14 protein-coding genes and 1 pseudogene are annotated in these 15,726 nt (G+C 40.2%); 6 read left to right on the top strand and 9 right to left on the bottom strand.

Going from position 1 to position 15,726, the window contains the following annotated elements; genetic code table 11:
• The first annotated feature begins 47 nt into the window (after positions 1-47).
• The gene (locus HT731_RS05100; protein ID WP_173277938.1) at positions 48-677 is read left to right on the top strand and encodes an MBL fold metallo-hydrolase; all 630 of its coding nucleotides are present in this window, start codon (positions 48-50) and stop codon (positions 675-677) included.
• 239 nt (positions 678-916) lie between these two features.
• Here the strand turns inward: HT731_RS05100 and pepO are convergent, their stop codons facing one another.
• Entirely contained in the window at positions 917-2,809 is a 1,893-nt protein-coding gene (pepO, locus tag HT731_RS05095; protein ID WP_173277936.1) for an endopeptidase PepO, read from the bottom strand.
• A 177-nt stretch (positions 2,810-2,986) separates the two neighbouring features.
• On the opposite strand from pepO, the gene HT731_RS05090 reads away from it, so the two are divergent.
• The 4 genes from HT731_RS05090 to tpx all read left to right on the top strand — a co-directional run bounded on the left by HT731_RS05090 (position 2,987) and on the right by tpx (position 6,131).
• A complete protein-coding gene (locus tag HT731_RS05090) occupies positions 2,987-3,709 on the top strand; it encodes a metal ABC transporter ATP-binding protein (protein WP_033686841.1) in 723 nt (240 codons plus the stop codon).
• A complete protein-coding gene (locus HT731_RS05085) occupies positions 3,706-4,554 on the top strand; it encodes a metal ABC transporter permease (protein ID WP_000559791.1) in 849 nt (282 codons plus the stop codon). Before HT731_RS05090 ends, HT731_RS05085 begins: the two co-directional genes overlap by 4 nt.
• 31 nt (positions 4,555-4,585) lie before the next feature.
• Positions 4,586-5,515 carry a metal ABC transporter substrate-binding lipoprotein/adhesin PsaA gene (gene psaA, locus HT731_RS05080; RefSeq protein ID WP_000733069.1) on the top strand — a complete coding sequence of 310 codons (930 nt, stop codon included), beginning with the start codon at positions 4,586-4,588 and terminating at the stop codon, positions 5,513-5,515.
• Between the two features lie 124 nt (positions 5,516-5,639).
• Entirely contained in the window at positions 5,640-6,131 is a 492-nt protein-coding gene (gene tpx / locus HT731_RS05075; protein ID WP_000256026.1) for a thiol peroxidase, read from the top strand.
• 180 nt (positions 6,132-6,311) lie between these two features.
• Here tpx and HT731_RS05070 read toward each other — a convergent pair.
• The 5 genes and pseudogenes from HT731_RS05070 to HT731_RS09505 all read right to left on the bottom strand — a co-directional run.
• Positions 6,312-6,470: pseudogene (locus HT731_RS05070) on the bottom strand (competence protein ComA); the annotation flags it as partial.
• 140 nt (positions 6,471-6,610) lie between these two features.
• On the bottom strand, positions 6,611-7,243 hold the full coding sequence (locus HT731_RS05065) for an ABC transporter ATP-binding protein (RefSeq protein ID WP_173277934.1): 633 nt from the start codon (positions 7,241-7,243) through the stop codon (positions 6,611-6,613).
• Position 7,244: 1 nt separating this feature from the next.
• Positions 7,245-9,260 carry a DUF1430 domain-containing protein gene (locus HT731_RS05060; RefSeq protein WP_173277932.1) on the bottom strand — a complete coding sequence of 672 codons (2,016 nt, stop codon included), beginning with the start codon at positions 9,258-9,260 and terminating at the stop codon, positions 7,245-7,247.
• A gap of 102 nt (positions 9,261-9,362) precedes the next feature.
• Positions 9,363-9,659, bottom strand: coding sequence for a lactococcin 972 family bacteriocin (locus tag HT731_RS05055; protein ID WP_173277930.1), 297 nt, complete (start codon positions 9,657-9,659; stop codon positions 9,363-9,365).
• Between the two features lie 314 nt (positions 9,660-9,973).
• Complete coding sequence (locus HT731_RS09505) at positions 9,974-10,144, bottom strand: PhrA family quorum-sensing system peptide (protein ID WP_001227864.1); 171 nt, start codon at positions 10,142-10,144, stop codon at positions 9,974-9,976.
• 191 nt (positions 10,145-10,335) lie between these two features.
• On the opposite strand from HT731_RS09505, the gene HT731_RS05050 reads away from it, so the two are divergent.
• Positions 10,336-11,199 (top strand): helix-turn-helix transcriptional regulator, encoded by an 864-nt coding sequence (locus HT731_RS05050; RefSeq protein ID WP_173277928.1) that lies wholly within the window; start codon positions 10,336-10,338, stop codon positions 11,197-11,199.
• A gap of 311 nt (positions 11,200-11,510) precedes the next feature.
• Here HT731_RS05050 and HT731_RS05045 read toward each other — a convergent pair whose 3' ends face one another.
• The 3 genes from HT731_RS05045 to HT731_RS05035 all read right to left on the bottom strand — a co-directional run bounded on the left by HT731_RS05045 (position 11,511) and on the right by HT731_RS05035 (position 15,725).
• A complete protein-coding gene (locus HT731_RS05045; protein ID WP_173277926.1) occupies positions 11,511-14,219 on the bottom strand; it encodes an FtsX-like permease family protein in 2,709 nt (902 codons plus the stop codon).
• A 1-nt stretch (position 14,220) separates the two neighbouring features.
• Positions 14,221-14,922 (bottom strand): ABC transporter ATP-binding protein, encoded by a 702-nt coding sequence (locus tag HT731_RS05040; RefSeq protein ID WP_173277968.1) that lies wholly within the window; start codon positions 14,920-14,922, stop codon positions 14,221-14,223.
• Between the two features lie 110 nt (positions 14,923-15,032).
• Entirely contained in the window at positions 15,033-15,725 is a 693-nt protein-coding gene (locus HT731_RS05035) for a phosphoglycerate mutase (RefSeq protein ID WP_173277925.1), read from the bottom strand.
• Position 15,726: the final 1 nt, after the last annotated feature.

Genomic DNA, 15,726 nt, shown 5'->3' with positions numbered 1-15,726 from the left:
AACTGTGCTATACTTAATTTAGTACATTCTTTGAGATTGGAGCCAATATGAAAATCCATAAAACTGTGAATCCCGTTGCCTATGAAAACACCTATTACCTAGAAGGTGAAAAGCACCTCATCGTTGTCGATCCTGGTAGCCATTGGGAAGCCATTCGTCATACAATCGAGAAGATCAACAAACCGATCTGTGCCATTCTATTGACCCACGCCCATTATGACCATATCATGAGTCTGGACCTAGTTCGCGAAACTTTTGGCAATCCTCCTGTCTATATCGCAGAGAGCGAAGCTAGCTGGCTCTACACTCCTGTCGATAATCTCTCTGGGCTTCCTCGTCACGATGATATGGCAGATGTGGTTGCAAAACCAGCTGAACACACCTTTGTCTTTCATGAGGAATATCAATTAGAGGAATTTCGTTTCACCGTCTTGCCAACACCAGGTCACTCTATCGGCGGCGTTTCTATCGTCTTTCCTGATGCTCACCTAGTCTTGACAGGAGATGCTTTGTTCCGTGAAACTATCGGACGGACCGACCTTCCAACTGGTAGTACGGAGCAACTCCTCCATAGTATCCAAACCCAACTCTTCACCCTACCAAACTACGATGTCTATCCAGGGCATGGTCCAGCTACTACTATCGCTCACGAAAAAACTTTCAATCCCTTTTTCTAGTAAAATGATGACAATCAATTTTGCAATTTAATACTCAATGAAAAACAAATAGCAAACTAGAAAACTAGCCGCAGGTTACTCAAAGCACCGCTTTGAGGTTTCAGATAAAGCTGACGTGGGTGAAGAGATTTTCGAAGAGTATAAGTAAACTATACAGCAAGTCTTTCCATTATAAAAGGCATCCTATCAAGGTTTCACACCTGATTGGATGCCTTTTACTGATTACTTGCTTCTTTGCATTACCAAATAATCACGCGCTCTTCTGGTGAACGCCACATTCCGTCACCTTCTTTGACATCATAGGTTGTAAAGAAATCGTCGAAATTTGGTACTTGTACATTGACACGGAGTTTGGCTGGTGCGTGCACGTCGACGCTAGCCAAAAGTTTCATAAATTCTGGTCGACCTTTCATGCGCCAGATGCGACCGAAGTTGTAGAAGAATTCTTCTGCTGAGAAGTCTGGTTCTCTCTTAGCTGCTTCAAGCGCTGCAGCGATTCCCCCCAAGTCAGCCACGTTTTCTGATACAGTCAATTTACCGTTAATGATTGCTCCATAAGAATCCTGTCCATCAAATTGATCAATAACTTTTTGTGTTTTCTCCTTGAAGGCAGCATAGTCGCTCTCTGTCCACCAATCCTTGAGGCTACCATTTTCATCGAAGGAAGCTCCGTTGGTATCAAAGGCGTGAGAAATTTCATGGGCAATAACCGCCCCAATACCCCCGTAGTTAGCAGAAGATGACTGATGCAAGTCATAGAAAGGAGCCTGTAAAATGGCCGCTGGGAAAACAATCAGATTCTTCTGTGGATTGTAGTAGGCATTGACCATGTGAGCAGGCATGCCCCATTCCTTGTAATCTACAGTCTGGTTCCATTTACTCCAACTATGCTTGATTTCCACACGCGCAAAGGCTAGAGCATTGTCAAAAAGACTAGCAGTCTCATCCACTACCTTGTCCTTGTAGCGTTCTGGCAATTCTTCTGGGTAACCGATATAAGGCTTAATGACATTGAGTTTGACGATGGCCTTGTCACGAGTTTCAGGAGTCAGCCAGTCATTTTTAGCCAAGCGTTCCTTATAGACATCAATCATAGTTGCCACTTTTTTCTCTACATCTGCCTTAGCTTCTGGAGAGAATTTTTCATGGGCATACCAGAGACCCAAAGCTTGTTTGAAAGGACCTTGTGCTAGCTGGTAGGCTGCTTTGACCTTGTCTTTGGCTTCTGGAACTCCTGAAAGCGCACGGCTATAGGCACCTGACAAGACACGGATTTCTTCTGTTAAATAGCTGGTTGAGAGATTGACAACACTCAAAATTAAGGTTGCCTTGAGGAGAGGCCAGGCTTCTTCACTATAGAACTGGTCTGCTGCTTGCCAGAAACGTTCCTCGTCTACAATAACCTTGTCTGGTACTTGTCCAAGAACGGTTTGGAAGAAATCATCCAAAGGTAGGGCAGGTGCGAATTTTTTGAAATCTTCATAAGAATATGGATGGTAAAGTTTAGCATATTCTGAACTTTCTTCATTAGAGAGCACCACTGCCGCAATTCGGCGGTCCAATTCTAGTCTTTTCTCAAGCAAGTCTTCAATGTCTACATCAGAGAAATCATAAGCCTTGAGGAGATTGGCGCTGCTTTCTTTCCAAAGAGTCAAGAGCTCTTCGCGCTGAGGATGGTCTTCTGCATAGTAGGTCGTATCTGGCAAAATCGTGCTTGGAGCGCTAGCCCACAAAACGTTGATTCTGGCATCCATAAAGTCTGGCGATACACCAAAAGGAAGGAAATTAGGTTTTCCTGCAAGCTCAAACTCTGCTAGTTTAGCTGTAAAATCCGCAAAAGTCTCCAATTCTTGGAATTCTTTAAGGAGCGGTAAGACAGGTGTGATACCGTCAGCTTCTCTCTTGTCAAAATCACGAACTAGACGGTGGTATTTGACAAAGTTTGCCAAGATAGCATCCTCAGGCACCTCTTGACCTGCCAACCACTTGTCTGTTGTCGCCAACATCAAGTCTTCAATTTCCTGGTCTAAATCAACAAAACCTCCCGTTTGAGACTTATCTGCTGGTATTTCAGCTGTCTTCTGCCATTCTCCATTAATGGCATCATAAAAATCGTCTTGATAACGTGTCATCTTGTTCTCGCTTTCATTTATACTTGTTTTTAGCTTAACAAAAATTACCCAGGAATGCAATTAAAAATGAACTTTCCTTTTCCATCATTTTTCAGTTAATATTTTAATTTTTTTAAAAATTAACTTGACTTAATTTTTTTTTTAAGGTATATTAAGAGGCAGGAGGAATATAAGTTTATGATACGTATTGAAAACCTCAGTGTCTCCTACAAAGAAACGTTGGCACTTAAGGATATTTCACTAGTGCTCCATGGACCAACAATTACCGGTATCATTGGTCCGAACGGTGCTGGAAAATCAACATTATTAAAAGGTATGCTGGGAATTATCCCACATCAAGGTCAGGCATTTCTCGATGACAAGGAAGTTAAAAAATCCTTACACCGAATCGCCTATGTCGAACAAAAAATCAATATCGACTACAACTTTCCCATCAAGGTCAAGGAATGTGTCTCGCTAGGACTATTTCCTTCTATTCCTCTCTTTCGCAGTTTAAATGCTAAACATTGGAAAAAAGTAGAGGAAGCCCTTGAAATCGTCGGCCTAGCTGACTACGCTGAACGTCAAATCAGTCAACTGTCTGGAGGTCAATTCCAGCGGGTCTTGATTGCCAGATGTTTGGTGCAGGAAGCCGATTATATCCTCTTGGATGAACCCTTTGTTGGGATTGACTCTGTCAGTGAGGAAATCATCATGAATACGCTGAGAGATTTGAAAAAAGCTGGTAAGACGGTTCTCATCGTTCACCACGACCTCAGCAAGGTTTCCCACTACTTCGATCAAGTCTTACTTGTCAATCGAGAAGTGATTGCCTTTGGTCCAACCAAAGAAACCTTTACCGAAGCCAATCTCAAAGAAGCTTACGGTAATCGACTCTTTTTCAATGGAGGTGACCTATGATTGCAGAATTTATCGATGGATTGCAAAAATTCCATTTCCTACAAAATGCCTTGATAACAGCTATTGTCGTCGGGGTCGTAGCTGGAGCTGTGGGATGTTTCATCATTCTACGTGGGATGTCACTCATGGGAGATGCTATTTCACATGCTGTCTTACCAGGTGTAGCCCTCTCCTTCATCTTAGGCGTTGACTTCTTTATCGGAGCCATTGTCTTTGGATTGCTAGCTGCTATCATCATTACCTACATCAAGGGGAACTCGATTATCAAAAGCGATACCGCCATCGGCATTACCTTTTCTTCTTTCTTAGCCCTCGGTATCATCTTGATTAGTGTCGCTAAAAGTTCAACTGACCTTTTCCATATCCTTTTTGGTAATATTCTAGCCGTCCAAGATACGGATATGTTTATCACTATGGGCGTAGGGGCGGTCATTCTCTTGTTAATCTGGATTTTCTTCAAGCAACTCTTGATAACTTCCTTTGATGAACTTCTGGCTAAAGCCATGGGAATGCCTGTCAATTTCTATCACTACCTCCTCATGATACTCCTGACTCTCGTGTCTGTGACAGCCATGCAAAGTGTTGGAACTATCCTGATTGTAGCCATGCTGATTACCCCAGCTGCAACTGCTTATCTGTATGCTAATAGCCTGAAAAGTATGATTTTCCTTTCCTCAACCTTTGGAGCTACAGCTTCAGTTTTGGGACTCTTTATTGGCTATAGTTTAAACTTAGCAGCTGGTTCTAGCATCGTACTTACAGCTGCTAGCTTCTTCTTAATCAGTTTCTTTATCTCTCCTAAACAACGATATTTGAAACTGAAAAATAAACATTTGTTAAAATAAGGGGCAAAACCCCAATAAATTGGAGGATCTAATGAAAAAATTAGGTACATTACTCGTTCTCTTTCTTTCCGTTATTGCTCTTGTAGCATGTGCTAGCGGAAAAAAAGATGCAGCTTCTGGTCAAAAACTAAAAGTTGTTGCTACAAACTCAATCATCGCTGATATTACTAAAAATATTGCTGGTGACAAGATTGATCTTCACAGTATCGTTCCGATTGGACAAGACCCACACGAATACGAACCACTCCCTGAAGATGTTAAGAAAACTTCTGAGGCTGACCTCATTTTCTATAACGGTATCAACCTTGAAACAGGTGGCAATGCTTGGTTTAGCAAATTGGTAGAAAATGCTAAGAAAACTGAAAACAAAGACTACTTTGCAGTCAGCGAAGGCGTTGATGTTATCTACCTTGAAGGAAAAAATGAAAAAGGTAAAGAAGACCCACACGCTTGGCTTAACCTTGAAAATGGAATTATCTTTGCTAAAAATATCGCCAAACAATTGAGCGCTAAAGATCCTAACAACAAGGAATTCTATGAAAAAAATCTCAAAGAATATACTGATAAGTTAGACAAACTTGATAAAGAAAGTAAGGATAAATTTAATAACATCCCTGCTGAAAAGAAACTCATTGTAACCAGCGAAGGAGCATTCAAATACTTCTCTAAAGCCTATGGTGTCCCAAGTGCCTACATCTGGGAAATCAATACTGAAGAAGAAGGAACACCTGAACAAATCAAGACCTTGGTTGAAAAACTTCGCCAAACAAAAGTTCCATCACTCTTTGTAGAATCAAGTGTAGATGACCGTCCAATGAAGACTGTCTCACAAGATACAAATATCCCAATCTACGCACAAATCTTTACTGACTCTATCGCAGAACAAGGTAAAGAAGGCGACAGCTACTACAACATGATGAAATACAACCTTGACAAGATTGCTGAAGGATTGGCAAAATAATCCTATGAAAAACGTCATTCTCACATGTGAGCTGGCGTTTTTTCTATGCCTACATTTCCAGTCAAATCATTGGAAAATTCCGACTGTTTCAGCTAAAATGGAAGAAAAAAGATTGGAGTATCCTATGGTAACTTTTCTCGGAAATCCTGTGAGCTTTACAGGTAAACAACTACAAGTCGGCGACAAGGCGCTTGATTTTTCTCTCACTACAACAGACCTTTCTAAAAAATCTCTGGCCGATTTTGACGGTAAGAAAAAAGTCTTGAGTGTCGTGCCTTCTATCGATACAGGCATCTGCTCAACTCAAACGCGTCGCTTTAATGAAGAGCTGGCTGGACTGGACAACACGGTCGTATTGACTGTTTCCATGGACCTACCTTTTGCTCAAAAACGTTGGTGTGGTGCTGAGGGCATTGAAAATGCCATCATGCTCTCAGACTATTTCGACCATTCCTTTGGGCGTGATTATGCCCTCTTAATCAATGAGTGGCACCTATTGGCACGCGCAGTCTTTGTCCTCGATACTGACAATACGATTCGCTACGTTGAATACGTGGACAATATCAACTCTGAACCAAACTTCGAAGCCGCAATTGCAGCTGCTAAAGCCCTATAGAAAAAATCCTCTGTCACAAAGAGTTCCCTACTCTTTGAAACGGAGGATTTTTCTTATTCTTTAATTATTATTTATTTTGAAATGAATCCTTCAAAATCTTTTAGTTGAAAATCATATTTTTCAGTGAGCAACACATTATCCACTGCAACATCTTCTCCCAATGGGTAAATATTTCTTTTGAAACGGTTGTAGGAGGAAAATCTCTCCTACACTATTATTGACTCTGATAGAAAATTGCAAAATATCATCTACCAAACTTTCAATTATTAAGATTTTTTACAGTTTATCTGAATTAGAATCGCAAGGCTTATCAATAATATAATTGTCGAATTTTTTCAATCTAACTTCCTCTCCACTATTTCTTCCTTTATCAAGAAAAAGTTACCTCAATATTAATAAAGTACAATTCTAAATTAACTCCAATTATTGATTCATGATAATATTTCAGTAACTCATCGTGCAATTAAAAACAAGGATTTTTATTTCAGACGATCCATCGTGAACACTTCATCAGCCATCTCCCAAATTGCCGGATTATGTGTTGCGATAATGATTAGCCTATTATCATCTCGAAGAGATAGCAAAATCTCCATAATCAACTGAGAGGTTGCGGGGTCTATTGAAGCTGTTGGCTCATCTGCCAGAATAAAGGGTGGATTCTTTAAGATAACTTTTGCCAAGGCAACCCGTTGCGATTCTCCGCCCGATAACTCAAAGATGCGCTTATCTAGGTCAAGATAAGCCAGGCCGACCTGTTCTAAAGCCTGCTTCTGCCTCAACCGCTGTTCCGACCGACTCAACTTTTGACCAATGAGACCTAGCTTAAGGTTTTCTTCAATACTTTGGTTTTCAATTAAGCCAAAGTTCTGGAAGAGGTAGCCCAATTCGTGACGGAAAAAATCACTCGATTTATACTTGGCCAAGTCTTTACCTCGGTAAAAAATCGTGCCATCATAAGATTCTAATTTCCCAATCATGTTCATCAAGGTTGTTTTTCCGCTACCACTTGAACCAATTAAGGCATAGACTTTTCCAGCCTCAAATGTTATTGAAAGATTCGAAAATAACTCTCGTTCTCCAAAAGATTTACTCACCTGTTTAAGTTCAATCATATTAACCTCCCTTCAAAACAAGCATGGACATCTTGTTTTCTTTCTGCATTTGGACATGTAACTGTAAAAGAGATAGACCAGTAAAGAGTAACGAGACTAAGAAAGCAACTACTATCTCTACCATAAGAAATACACTCGCAATAAATCCCAGTAAAAACACACCCAGTTGAGCAAAGAGATAAGTGCGATGGATTTCTAAGAACCTGAGACCTGCAATGCGTTTGATAAAAATGGCACGTCTAAATTCTTCAAAGTAGAGCCTATTCATAGTGTTAAACAACAAGATTGAAGTTGCAATCCCAAGCACAGCTCCTGCTAGCATTACCCAACGTTCCCTCTGGATATTATCCAATAATGTGATGTAGTTGTGGTAACCTGTTTGCATTTCTGAGACCCAATTTTCAATGCCTTGTCTCTGGATAAGCTCCTGGGCATCAGACAATTGATTAAAGAGAACGTAGTTCTGTACTGCGTCTACCCAAAACAAAATGGACTGTGGACCAGTTGATTGGGGTGTTATAACAATGATGATTGGATCTTTCAAAAACTGCTGGTAAGAAATAGGGGTCGTATTATACACAAAACGATCCTGACCTGATTCCAAATAACCTACCGTAGCAGTCATTTGCTGTCGTTCATCTCGACTAGACATGCGACTGGTTAAGTCGTCTTCAAAAACAGATTTATAATGTTCTTCCTCTGAACGGAGGTGTTCAGGCAACAATAAGACAAACTCCCCTACATCAAGGTGATTCATCTTTTGCTCAATAGTTGTATCTACAGGAATGTTTTGACGCTCCAAGTATTGCGGTGTGACGATAAGGACATTGCCATTCGGGCTGTAATCGTGCCATTCTGTAGAGGTTGTCAAGTTTTTGGAGGAAGCCATGCCATTTTGCAAAGAACGGTCAATTAACTGGTGTCTAGATAAGAAAGCCTTTTTTTCTGAAACAGCCAGATCCATCAATTGATACCAAGTTCTGAGTTTCCTTTGAGCTTGTTCATCAAAACCAGGACTCGTTCCTTCACGGCTGAATGATAGGGTAATCAGTTGCCTTTCCTGGCTCCAAGCCTCTTGTCCAATCCGATGCTGTTGCCAGGCTTGGGAATACTTTAAGCTACTCCCTATTCCCAGCGTTACAATAATAATCGCTAATAGTTGACCGATTAAAATCAAACTAATGATTCCTCTGACAGGCACTTGCCCTTTTATAATCTGCATCAGGTGTATCTTTTTTATCCCAACTGCGAAGAGTTGAGCGAAAAACAGGGAGATCGACAACAAGATGAGATTATAACTGAGCAAGCCTTCTCCTATGGTCATTAGGGATTGCGTTGGAAGCGACAGAATTTTTTGTATAAGAATGGCGAGCACGCCAGCTAAACTGAAACCAACAGCTATCCCTTTCAAATCCTCACCAACTGGTCTAAGGAAAATGGACCACCGTTTCTCTCCTGAAATGAGGCGAACGCCCGACGACCGTAATTGGCTAATTTGACTAATTAAAGTCAGTGCTCCAAAGGTTAAGATGAAAATCAATAAACTGATTAACTGAAATCCGTTACTAAAGATAGCCATTAACGTAGATAGTTTAGATGGAATTATCAGGTGCATGTTAGTCAAGCCAAGTTGACTTAGCTCCTCCCTTAGCAAGTGAATATCTAGGTTTCCATCGAATACAAAATAGTTTGTTTCAACACTACTACTTTGAGCATCTTCTAGATTTTTTTCCTGAAGCCCATCAGGCAACTTTCCGTCCCCAAAGGTCGTATAAGAAAAAACTGTAGTACCTTCTGAGTTAAGATCTTGGTGTTGAATCGCAATAAAGCTATCCGTTTCTTCTGCTAGTTTTTCCAAGCGTGTAGCAACATGCTGAAAAGTTGTTTCAGGGGAAGAATCACGTACAACAACGTTGGGGTAATAATTGGAGACATATGTATCAGTCCAAATGGTAAATACCCAAACAAAGAACAAACTAGCAAGCAGGTTGGATATGAGTATAAATAATTTTTTCATAGTGCATTCCTTATTCTAAAATAGAGGGCAGAAATACCCCTTCCCTCTATAAACTAACAAGCTTACTAAACTATTGATAAAAGAATCTTCTTCAATTATTCTTTACCATCCCGCATCAAATGTAACTTGCTCCCCAAAATTTGTATTAACAAACGCATAGGCCGCACTACGTGCTCCTGCATAAGCTGTTTTTTGATTGTCACGTCCATTACTTCCGACATAGGCCCAGTGATACTCTGAATCATGATAATAATTCGAAAATGCTCCCCAATTATTTGGATCATGATAGCCTCCATAGGTCCACTCGCCACCACGGTGAGAAGCTGCCAAAACAGGAAGAGCCAAACTAAATGCCAAAACGGCAAGGGATGATGCAACTACTTTTCTAAAGTTTAACATATTATTACTCCTCTAAATGAAATATTATGAAAATGAGCGAAATGCAACTACATATTTTAATTAGAAATCTCAGTCTGAATTATAGTATCCTATTTTTTCCTCCTTTCTAACTGCACGTTCCTTCCTACAGGCAGAGACCTAATTTTATAAACTAATCTTAAATACTTTAGATTCTGTAACTCATAATTTTCAACAGTTGGTTAGCTATGAAAGCATTTTATCAAACATCTCCATTCTTATATCTATCTGGTATTGTTACAAGCTCTCATAAGAATACCTTTCTCTAAATAGTTGAATTTTAAAGTAATCCGAAATCAATCAGTCTTCCCAACATCAAGACCATCAGACTTCTTTTGTGATTGGACTCGAATCTCCAATCGTTTATTCTTCTGAATAAACTGTTGGTAAGGAATTGTATTACTAAACATAAAAACCCCTAGTAATGCAAATGTAACTAATTTTTTAATTCCACGTTTTTTTCTCATGCAATGAAACCCCTTTCTGTTTCCTTGTTTTTATTCTAGCATATATATATTATTTAGCCAAGTATTTTTATGTAATTTTTGACTTTTTTATTTTTTTATTACCATAGGGAATTATTCATCCCTTTAACTTGCTATTTTGAACTAAAAATTTTATAATGAAATTAAGCAAATAGGAAGGTTTATTATCTTTAATGAATACACTCGCAGAGAAATTCAGATTGAAAAGAAAAGAGTTGAGACTCTCCCAACAAACTCTTGCAGAAGGAATTTGTGAACAAAGCCAGATTAGTAAAATTGAGAGAGGGCATTTCATTCCCTCCGCAGACCTTTTGTTCAAACTCTCACAACGACTTGAAGTACCATTAGATTATTTTTTTAATGAACAAATTGAAATTAAATCTAACCTCTCTAATTTCAAGCAATTATCTGCTCGCCTATTAGATGATAGAAATTATGACGATTTGGAATATATTTATAGAATAGAGATTGAACGAAGTACTTTTCTAACACTAGAAGACCGAATTTACCTTGAATGGATTAAAGCTATTATTGACTTCTATCAATATGACAGTAAGTGTGAGGCTATTTCTTCATTGGAAAATATATTATTAAAAGTCTCTTCAAATACTCTGATTTATTTAAAGGTATTGAATACTCTATCTAATTTCCATTCCTTAGTGGGTCGTGAACAAGAATATGAGGCAAACTACTCTCATTTAATGGAGTTATATCAGACAAAAAATTTTGAGCATCAAGAGTTTTTATTTGGCTACATCAGAGTTCGTTACAACTACGCTCACTACCTAGTGTCAAAGGAAAAATATAACGAGGCCATCCAAGAAGCTCTTGAGACGATTGAACTCTGTAAACAAAGACAGACAAGCTACCAACTGGCTTCTCTACTTATTCTTGTAGGAAATGCTGGAGCCAAATTTCTAGACAAAGAACAAGTCAAAAATTATTATATAGAAGCAAGAGAGTTATGTAAGATTTATAACAATCCTTTAATGTTGATGAAGATAGAAAATTATTTGAAGGAATTAGATACTGTTTAGTTAATATTGACATTATAGTTTTTCTGAAACGTTAAATAACCTGTAAGGCTGATAGTGAAATTAATACTATCAGCCTTATAATTATGTGACTATTAGTCCGTCTCGCTCCGCTAGGTGCGAGACAAAAAAACCACCCGCTATGCGGGTGGTCATGATTTACGAGTAAATTCAAGTTCAATCAGCTAAAAACAACTACCTTATACTCAATGAAAATCAAAGAGTAAAGCAGGAAGCTAGCCGTAGGCTGTTCAAGACACTGCTTTGAGGTTGCAGATATAGCTAATGTTGTTTGAAGAGATTCTAGAAGAGTATTACTCTACAGATTTCAAGGCTTCAAGCATATCAATCTTTCTCAAATGATGATTAACAAAGAAACCTAGCAAGATCAAAATGATACTTACTGCCGTCACGGGGATTACATAGACTTCCCAACCTACCTGCGGATAAAAGAGAATAGTCGCTGGCGAAATCATTTGAATCAAAAATTGGTGTAAATAGAAACCAGCTACCAGACCAAGTACGATTCCCACAAGGGACAGCACAATCGTTTCACGGTAAATGTAGAGGGTGACTTCATTACTATGAAAACCGAGAACCTTGATAGTGGAGAGTTCACGGATTCTCTCAGCTACGTTGATATTGGTGAGATTGTAAAGAATAACAATAGCCAACAGAACCGATACGATGACCAAGATGGTCATGGTCTGATTGAGGGAGCTGGCGACAGAGTCAAAGAGTTGAATAGCTGAAGCATTCTGGACAACACTGGACACCGCAGCTTGATTCATAAGTAAACCTGCCTGCCTTTCGATACTAGTAGCACTAAAATCCTTTAGCGTAACCAGATAAGTGTTGGCTTGGGGCACCTGTACGTAAATTTGCTCATAGCTAGCCTGACTCATATAAATAAAGTGACCAACGTAGTTCTCAGCAATGGCAGCGACCTTTAGTTCCTTACCTTCAATTTCTAAAGTCTGCCCAACCTTGACACCTGCCAGCTGAGCTAGTTTAGCTGTAATAACAACGCCATTTTTTAATGTCAGCTCTTGCTGATGATGTTGCAGATGGATAAAGGGTGTAAAATCTTCCTTATCTATCATCATAAGGGTAATGGTTTGAAGACCAGCCTTACCTTTGAAATCCTTGTCTAGCGTTTTAGAATATATTTTCTGGTAGGCTTGGATATCTTGTCCTTTCAACACTTCTTCCAATTCTGCTTTGTCTTGATTGGTCGCACTAGGATTTTCAGAGACAATCATTTGATACTGTTGAATTTGTTGAAACTGTCTAGACGGAACTCCCGCTACAGAGGATTGAATTCCCAAACCGGCAAAGAGCAGAGCGACTGAACCTGCCACACCAAAAATCGTCATCAACATCCGCTGCTTATAACGGAAGATATTGCGGGCTGTTACCTTATGAGTAAAACTGAGACGGCGCCAGATAAAACCGATGCGCTCCAGTAAGATTTTAGCTCCTTTAACAGGAGGTTTAGGCAGTAAAAGCTGGGCTGCTTCGTCATGCAGTTCCCTACGAGCCACTAGATAGGCTGGTAACACACTCGCCACCCAACTTAAGACAAGAGCCAGTAAGCTATAGGTCCAATAGAACTGAATCTGGGTTTCTCCCACCACCATGCCTTTTGTAATGACACTTGAAATCACACTAGCTAGTAAATAATGGCCAAGTATACTACCTAGAGCTGTTCCGACAGTCCCAGCTACTAGACCATAGAGGAGAAATTTAGCGATAATATCCTTACTGCGATAGCCCAAGGCCTTAAAGATACCTGCATGTGTTCGCTCTTCATCCACAAAGCGAGTCATAGTTGTAAAGGTCACCATGGCTGCTACGGCATAAAGAACCACAGGAAAGATATTACCCACTGCTCGAATACTGGATGAAGCATTGCTATACATGAGGTAGCCTTGACCGCCAGGAATGGTCTGACGATTATAGACCTGATACCTTGGCTCAGCTAATTCATCCAAGACTTGCTGATGTTTTTCTAATTTTTCCTTTTCTTGGGCTAGATTTTGTTCAGCCTGCTTTAGTTTATCCTCTTCCTTGCTCAATTCCTGCTTGGCTTGGGTAAATTGAGCACTGGCTTGCTCTCTCTGAGCTTGAGGCAGCAAGGCTAGTTGACTTTCCTGAGCCTGTAAACGAGCTTGGGCAGTTGCTAAACGACGCTTGCCTTCCTGCAAATTAGTCTCAGCCTTGTCAAGAGTCTCTTGACCTTTGTCTAGAGACTCTTGTCCTTCTTTTTTCAAGAGTTGCAAACGTACCTTGCCATTATCTGATAAAGCTTGTTCAAGGTCTTCCTGATGTTGCTTGGATTTTTCTTCATAAGCTTCTGAAAAAGCATTTAAGTCTGCTAAATCTTGATATTTCAAACGAGCTATATTGTAGACTTTCTGATCAAACTGACTAGGTAAAATCACTCCATAGGCTGTCAGAGTCCCACTTCCACTTCCTGCATAGCCCATATCTCGCTGGGAGTGGATTTCAGCCGAATCCACAAAACCGGTAATGGTAAAAGTATGGTCTTTTAAAGGGGAATGACCGCCTTCTTTTTCTTTAAAGCTAATCTCCTGTCCTATACGATATTGACCCTGCAAATGAGTGGCCAAGGCGATTTCCTTGTCTGACTGAGGAAGTCGTCCCTCTCTTAGCTGAAAGGTTGAAATTCGCTCTGATTTGGAGTACAGCCGAATGGCATCCTGCCCATTCTCCATAGTCACATCTGTCAAATAGCCAAACTCAACCTCTGCGCCCTCTATCTGTTCTAGTTCTTCTTTATCTGCTTGATTCAAACCATAATTAGACATGACTGCCAAATCCAAGGTTTTAGCAGTTCTTAAATAAGCATTAGCTGTCGCCTCCATGTTGGGACTGGTTACTTTGAGGCCTACTAGAGCTAAAGAACCCAGCATCATCAAGGTTAAGATGGATAAAAAACGCCCTTTGGAGCCTGTGAAGGACTGAATCAAGTCCTTCCAATAGGTTTTTCGCTTGATCATGCTAGTACTCCAATGTATCGATATCCTGAGGATGCTGGTTGATCACCACATCCTTGACACTGGCATCGTGCATATGAATCACGCGATCAGCAATGGGCGCCAAAGCTCCATTGTGAGTCACGACGATTACCGTCGCTCCCTTTTGACGAGACATGTCTTGGAGAATCTTCAAAACCTGCTTGCCTGTCTGATAATCCAAGGCTCCAGTCGGTTCATCACAAAGGAGAATTTTAGGATTTTTGGCTACCGCGCGTGCAATGGAGACTCGCTGTTGCTCCCCTCCAGAAAGCTGGGCTGGAAAATTATTGAGACGATGAGCAAGACCTACATCTGTCAAGACCTGGTCAGGATTCAAGGCACCTGTCACGATTTCTGAAGCCAACTCCACATTTTCCTTAGCAGTTAGATTGGAAACTAGATTATAAAACTGAAAAACAAAACCGACATCATTGCGGCGGTAATTGGTTCTCTGGTGGGAACTATAGTCTGCAATATTGACACCATCAATCCAGATTTCCCCCTCGTCGTTGGTATCCATTCCCCCAAGAAGGTTAAGAACTGTTGACTTACCAGCACCTGACGCACCAAGGATAATCACCAGCTCCCCTTTTTCAATCTCAAAATTCACATCACGATTGGCCACAATCTCCGTGTCCCCAACCTGATAACGCTTGTAACAATGTTTCATCTCAATATAAGCCATATCATTTTCTCTTTCTTTCATATTTAATATCATTATATCGCTTTTTCAAGTCGTTGAAAACTGGGAACAAAAACAAAAAGCCTAGAAATTAATTCTAGACTTACAATTTTTTATTTTCCAAGGTAGTATTCAGAAACTACGTTCAATTTTTCGTCGAATTCGAATACCAATGGTGGGAAGTTAGGGATTTCCACGTCCATGATTTCGTCATCTGACAAACCTTTGATGTGTTTTACAAGGGCACGGATTGAGTTACCATGAGCTCCTACAAATACATTTTTACCACCTTTAAGTGCTGGAGCGATCTTGTCTTCCCAGAATGGAAGGGCACGTTCCAAAGTTACTTTCAAGTTTTCAGCATCTGGAATTACTGAGTCGTCAAGTGAAGCGTAACGACGGTCTGTGTGAGCTGAGTGCTCATCATCACGATCCATGTTTGGAGGCAATACATCGTATGAACGACGCCAGATGTGAACTTGCTCATCACCAAATTGTTCAGCAGCTTCAGCCTTGTTTTTACCAGTCAAACCACCATAGTGACGTTCGTTCAAACGCCATGATTTTTCAACTGGAACCCACAATTGGTCAGCAGCTTCAAGAGCCAAGTTAGTAGTTTTGATAGCACGTTTCAATACTGAAGTATAAGCTTGGTCAAATTCGATACCAGCTTCTTTGATCAATTTACCAGCGTCAATCGCTTGTTGTGTACCTTTTTCAGACAAATCAACATCAGCCCAACCAGTGAAAAGGTTAGCTTTGTTCCATTCAGACTCACCGTGGCGAGCAAAAACCAATTTTACCATT

It is taken from the genome of Streptococcus sp. k-163 (assembly GCF_013277555.1).
Lineage (GTDB): Bacteria > Bacillota > Bacilli > Lactobacillales > Streptococcaceae > Streptococcus.
This window is presented reverse-complemented; position numbering and strand designations above follow the sequence as displayed.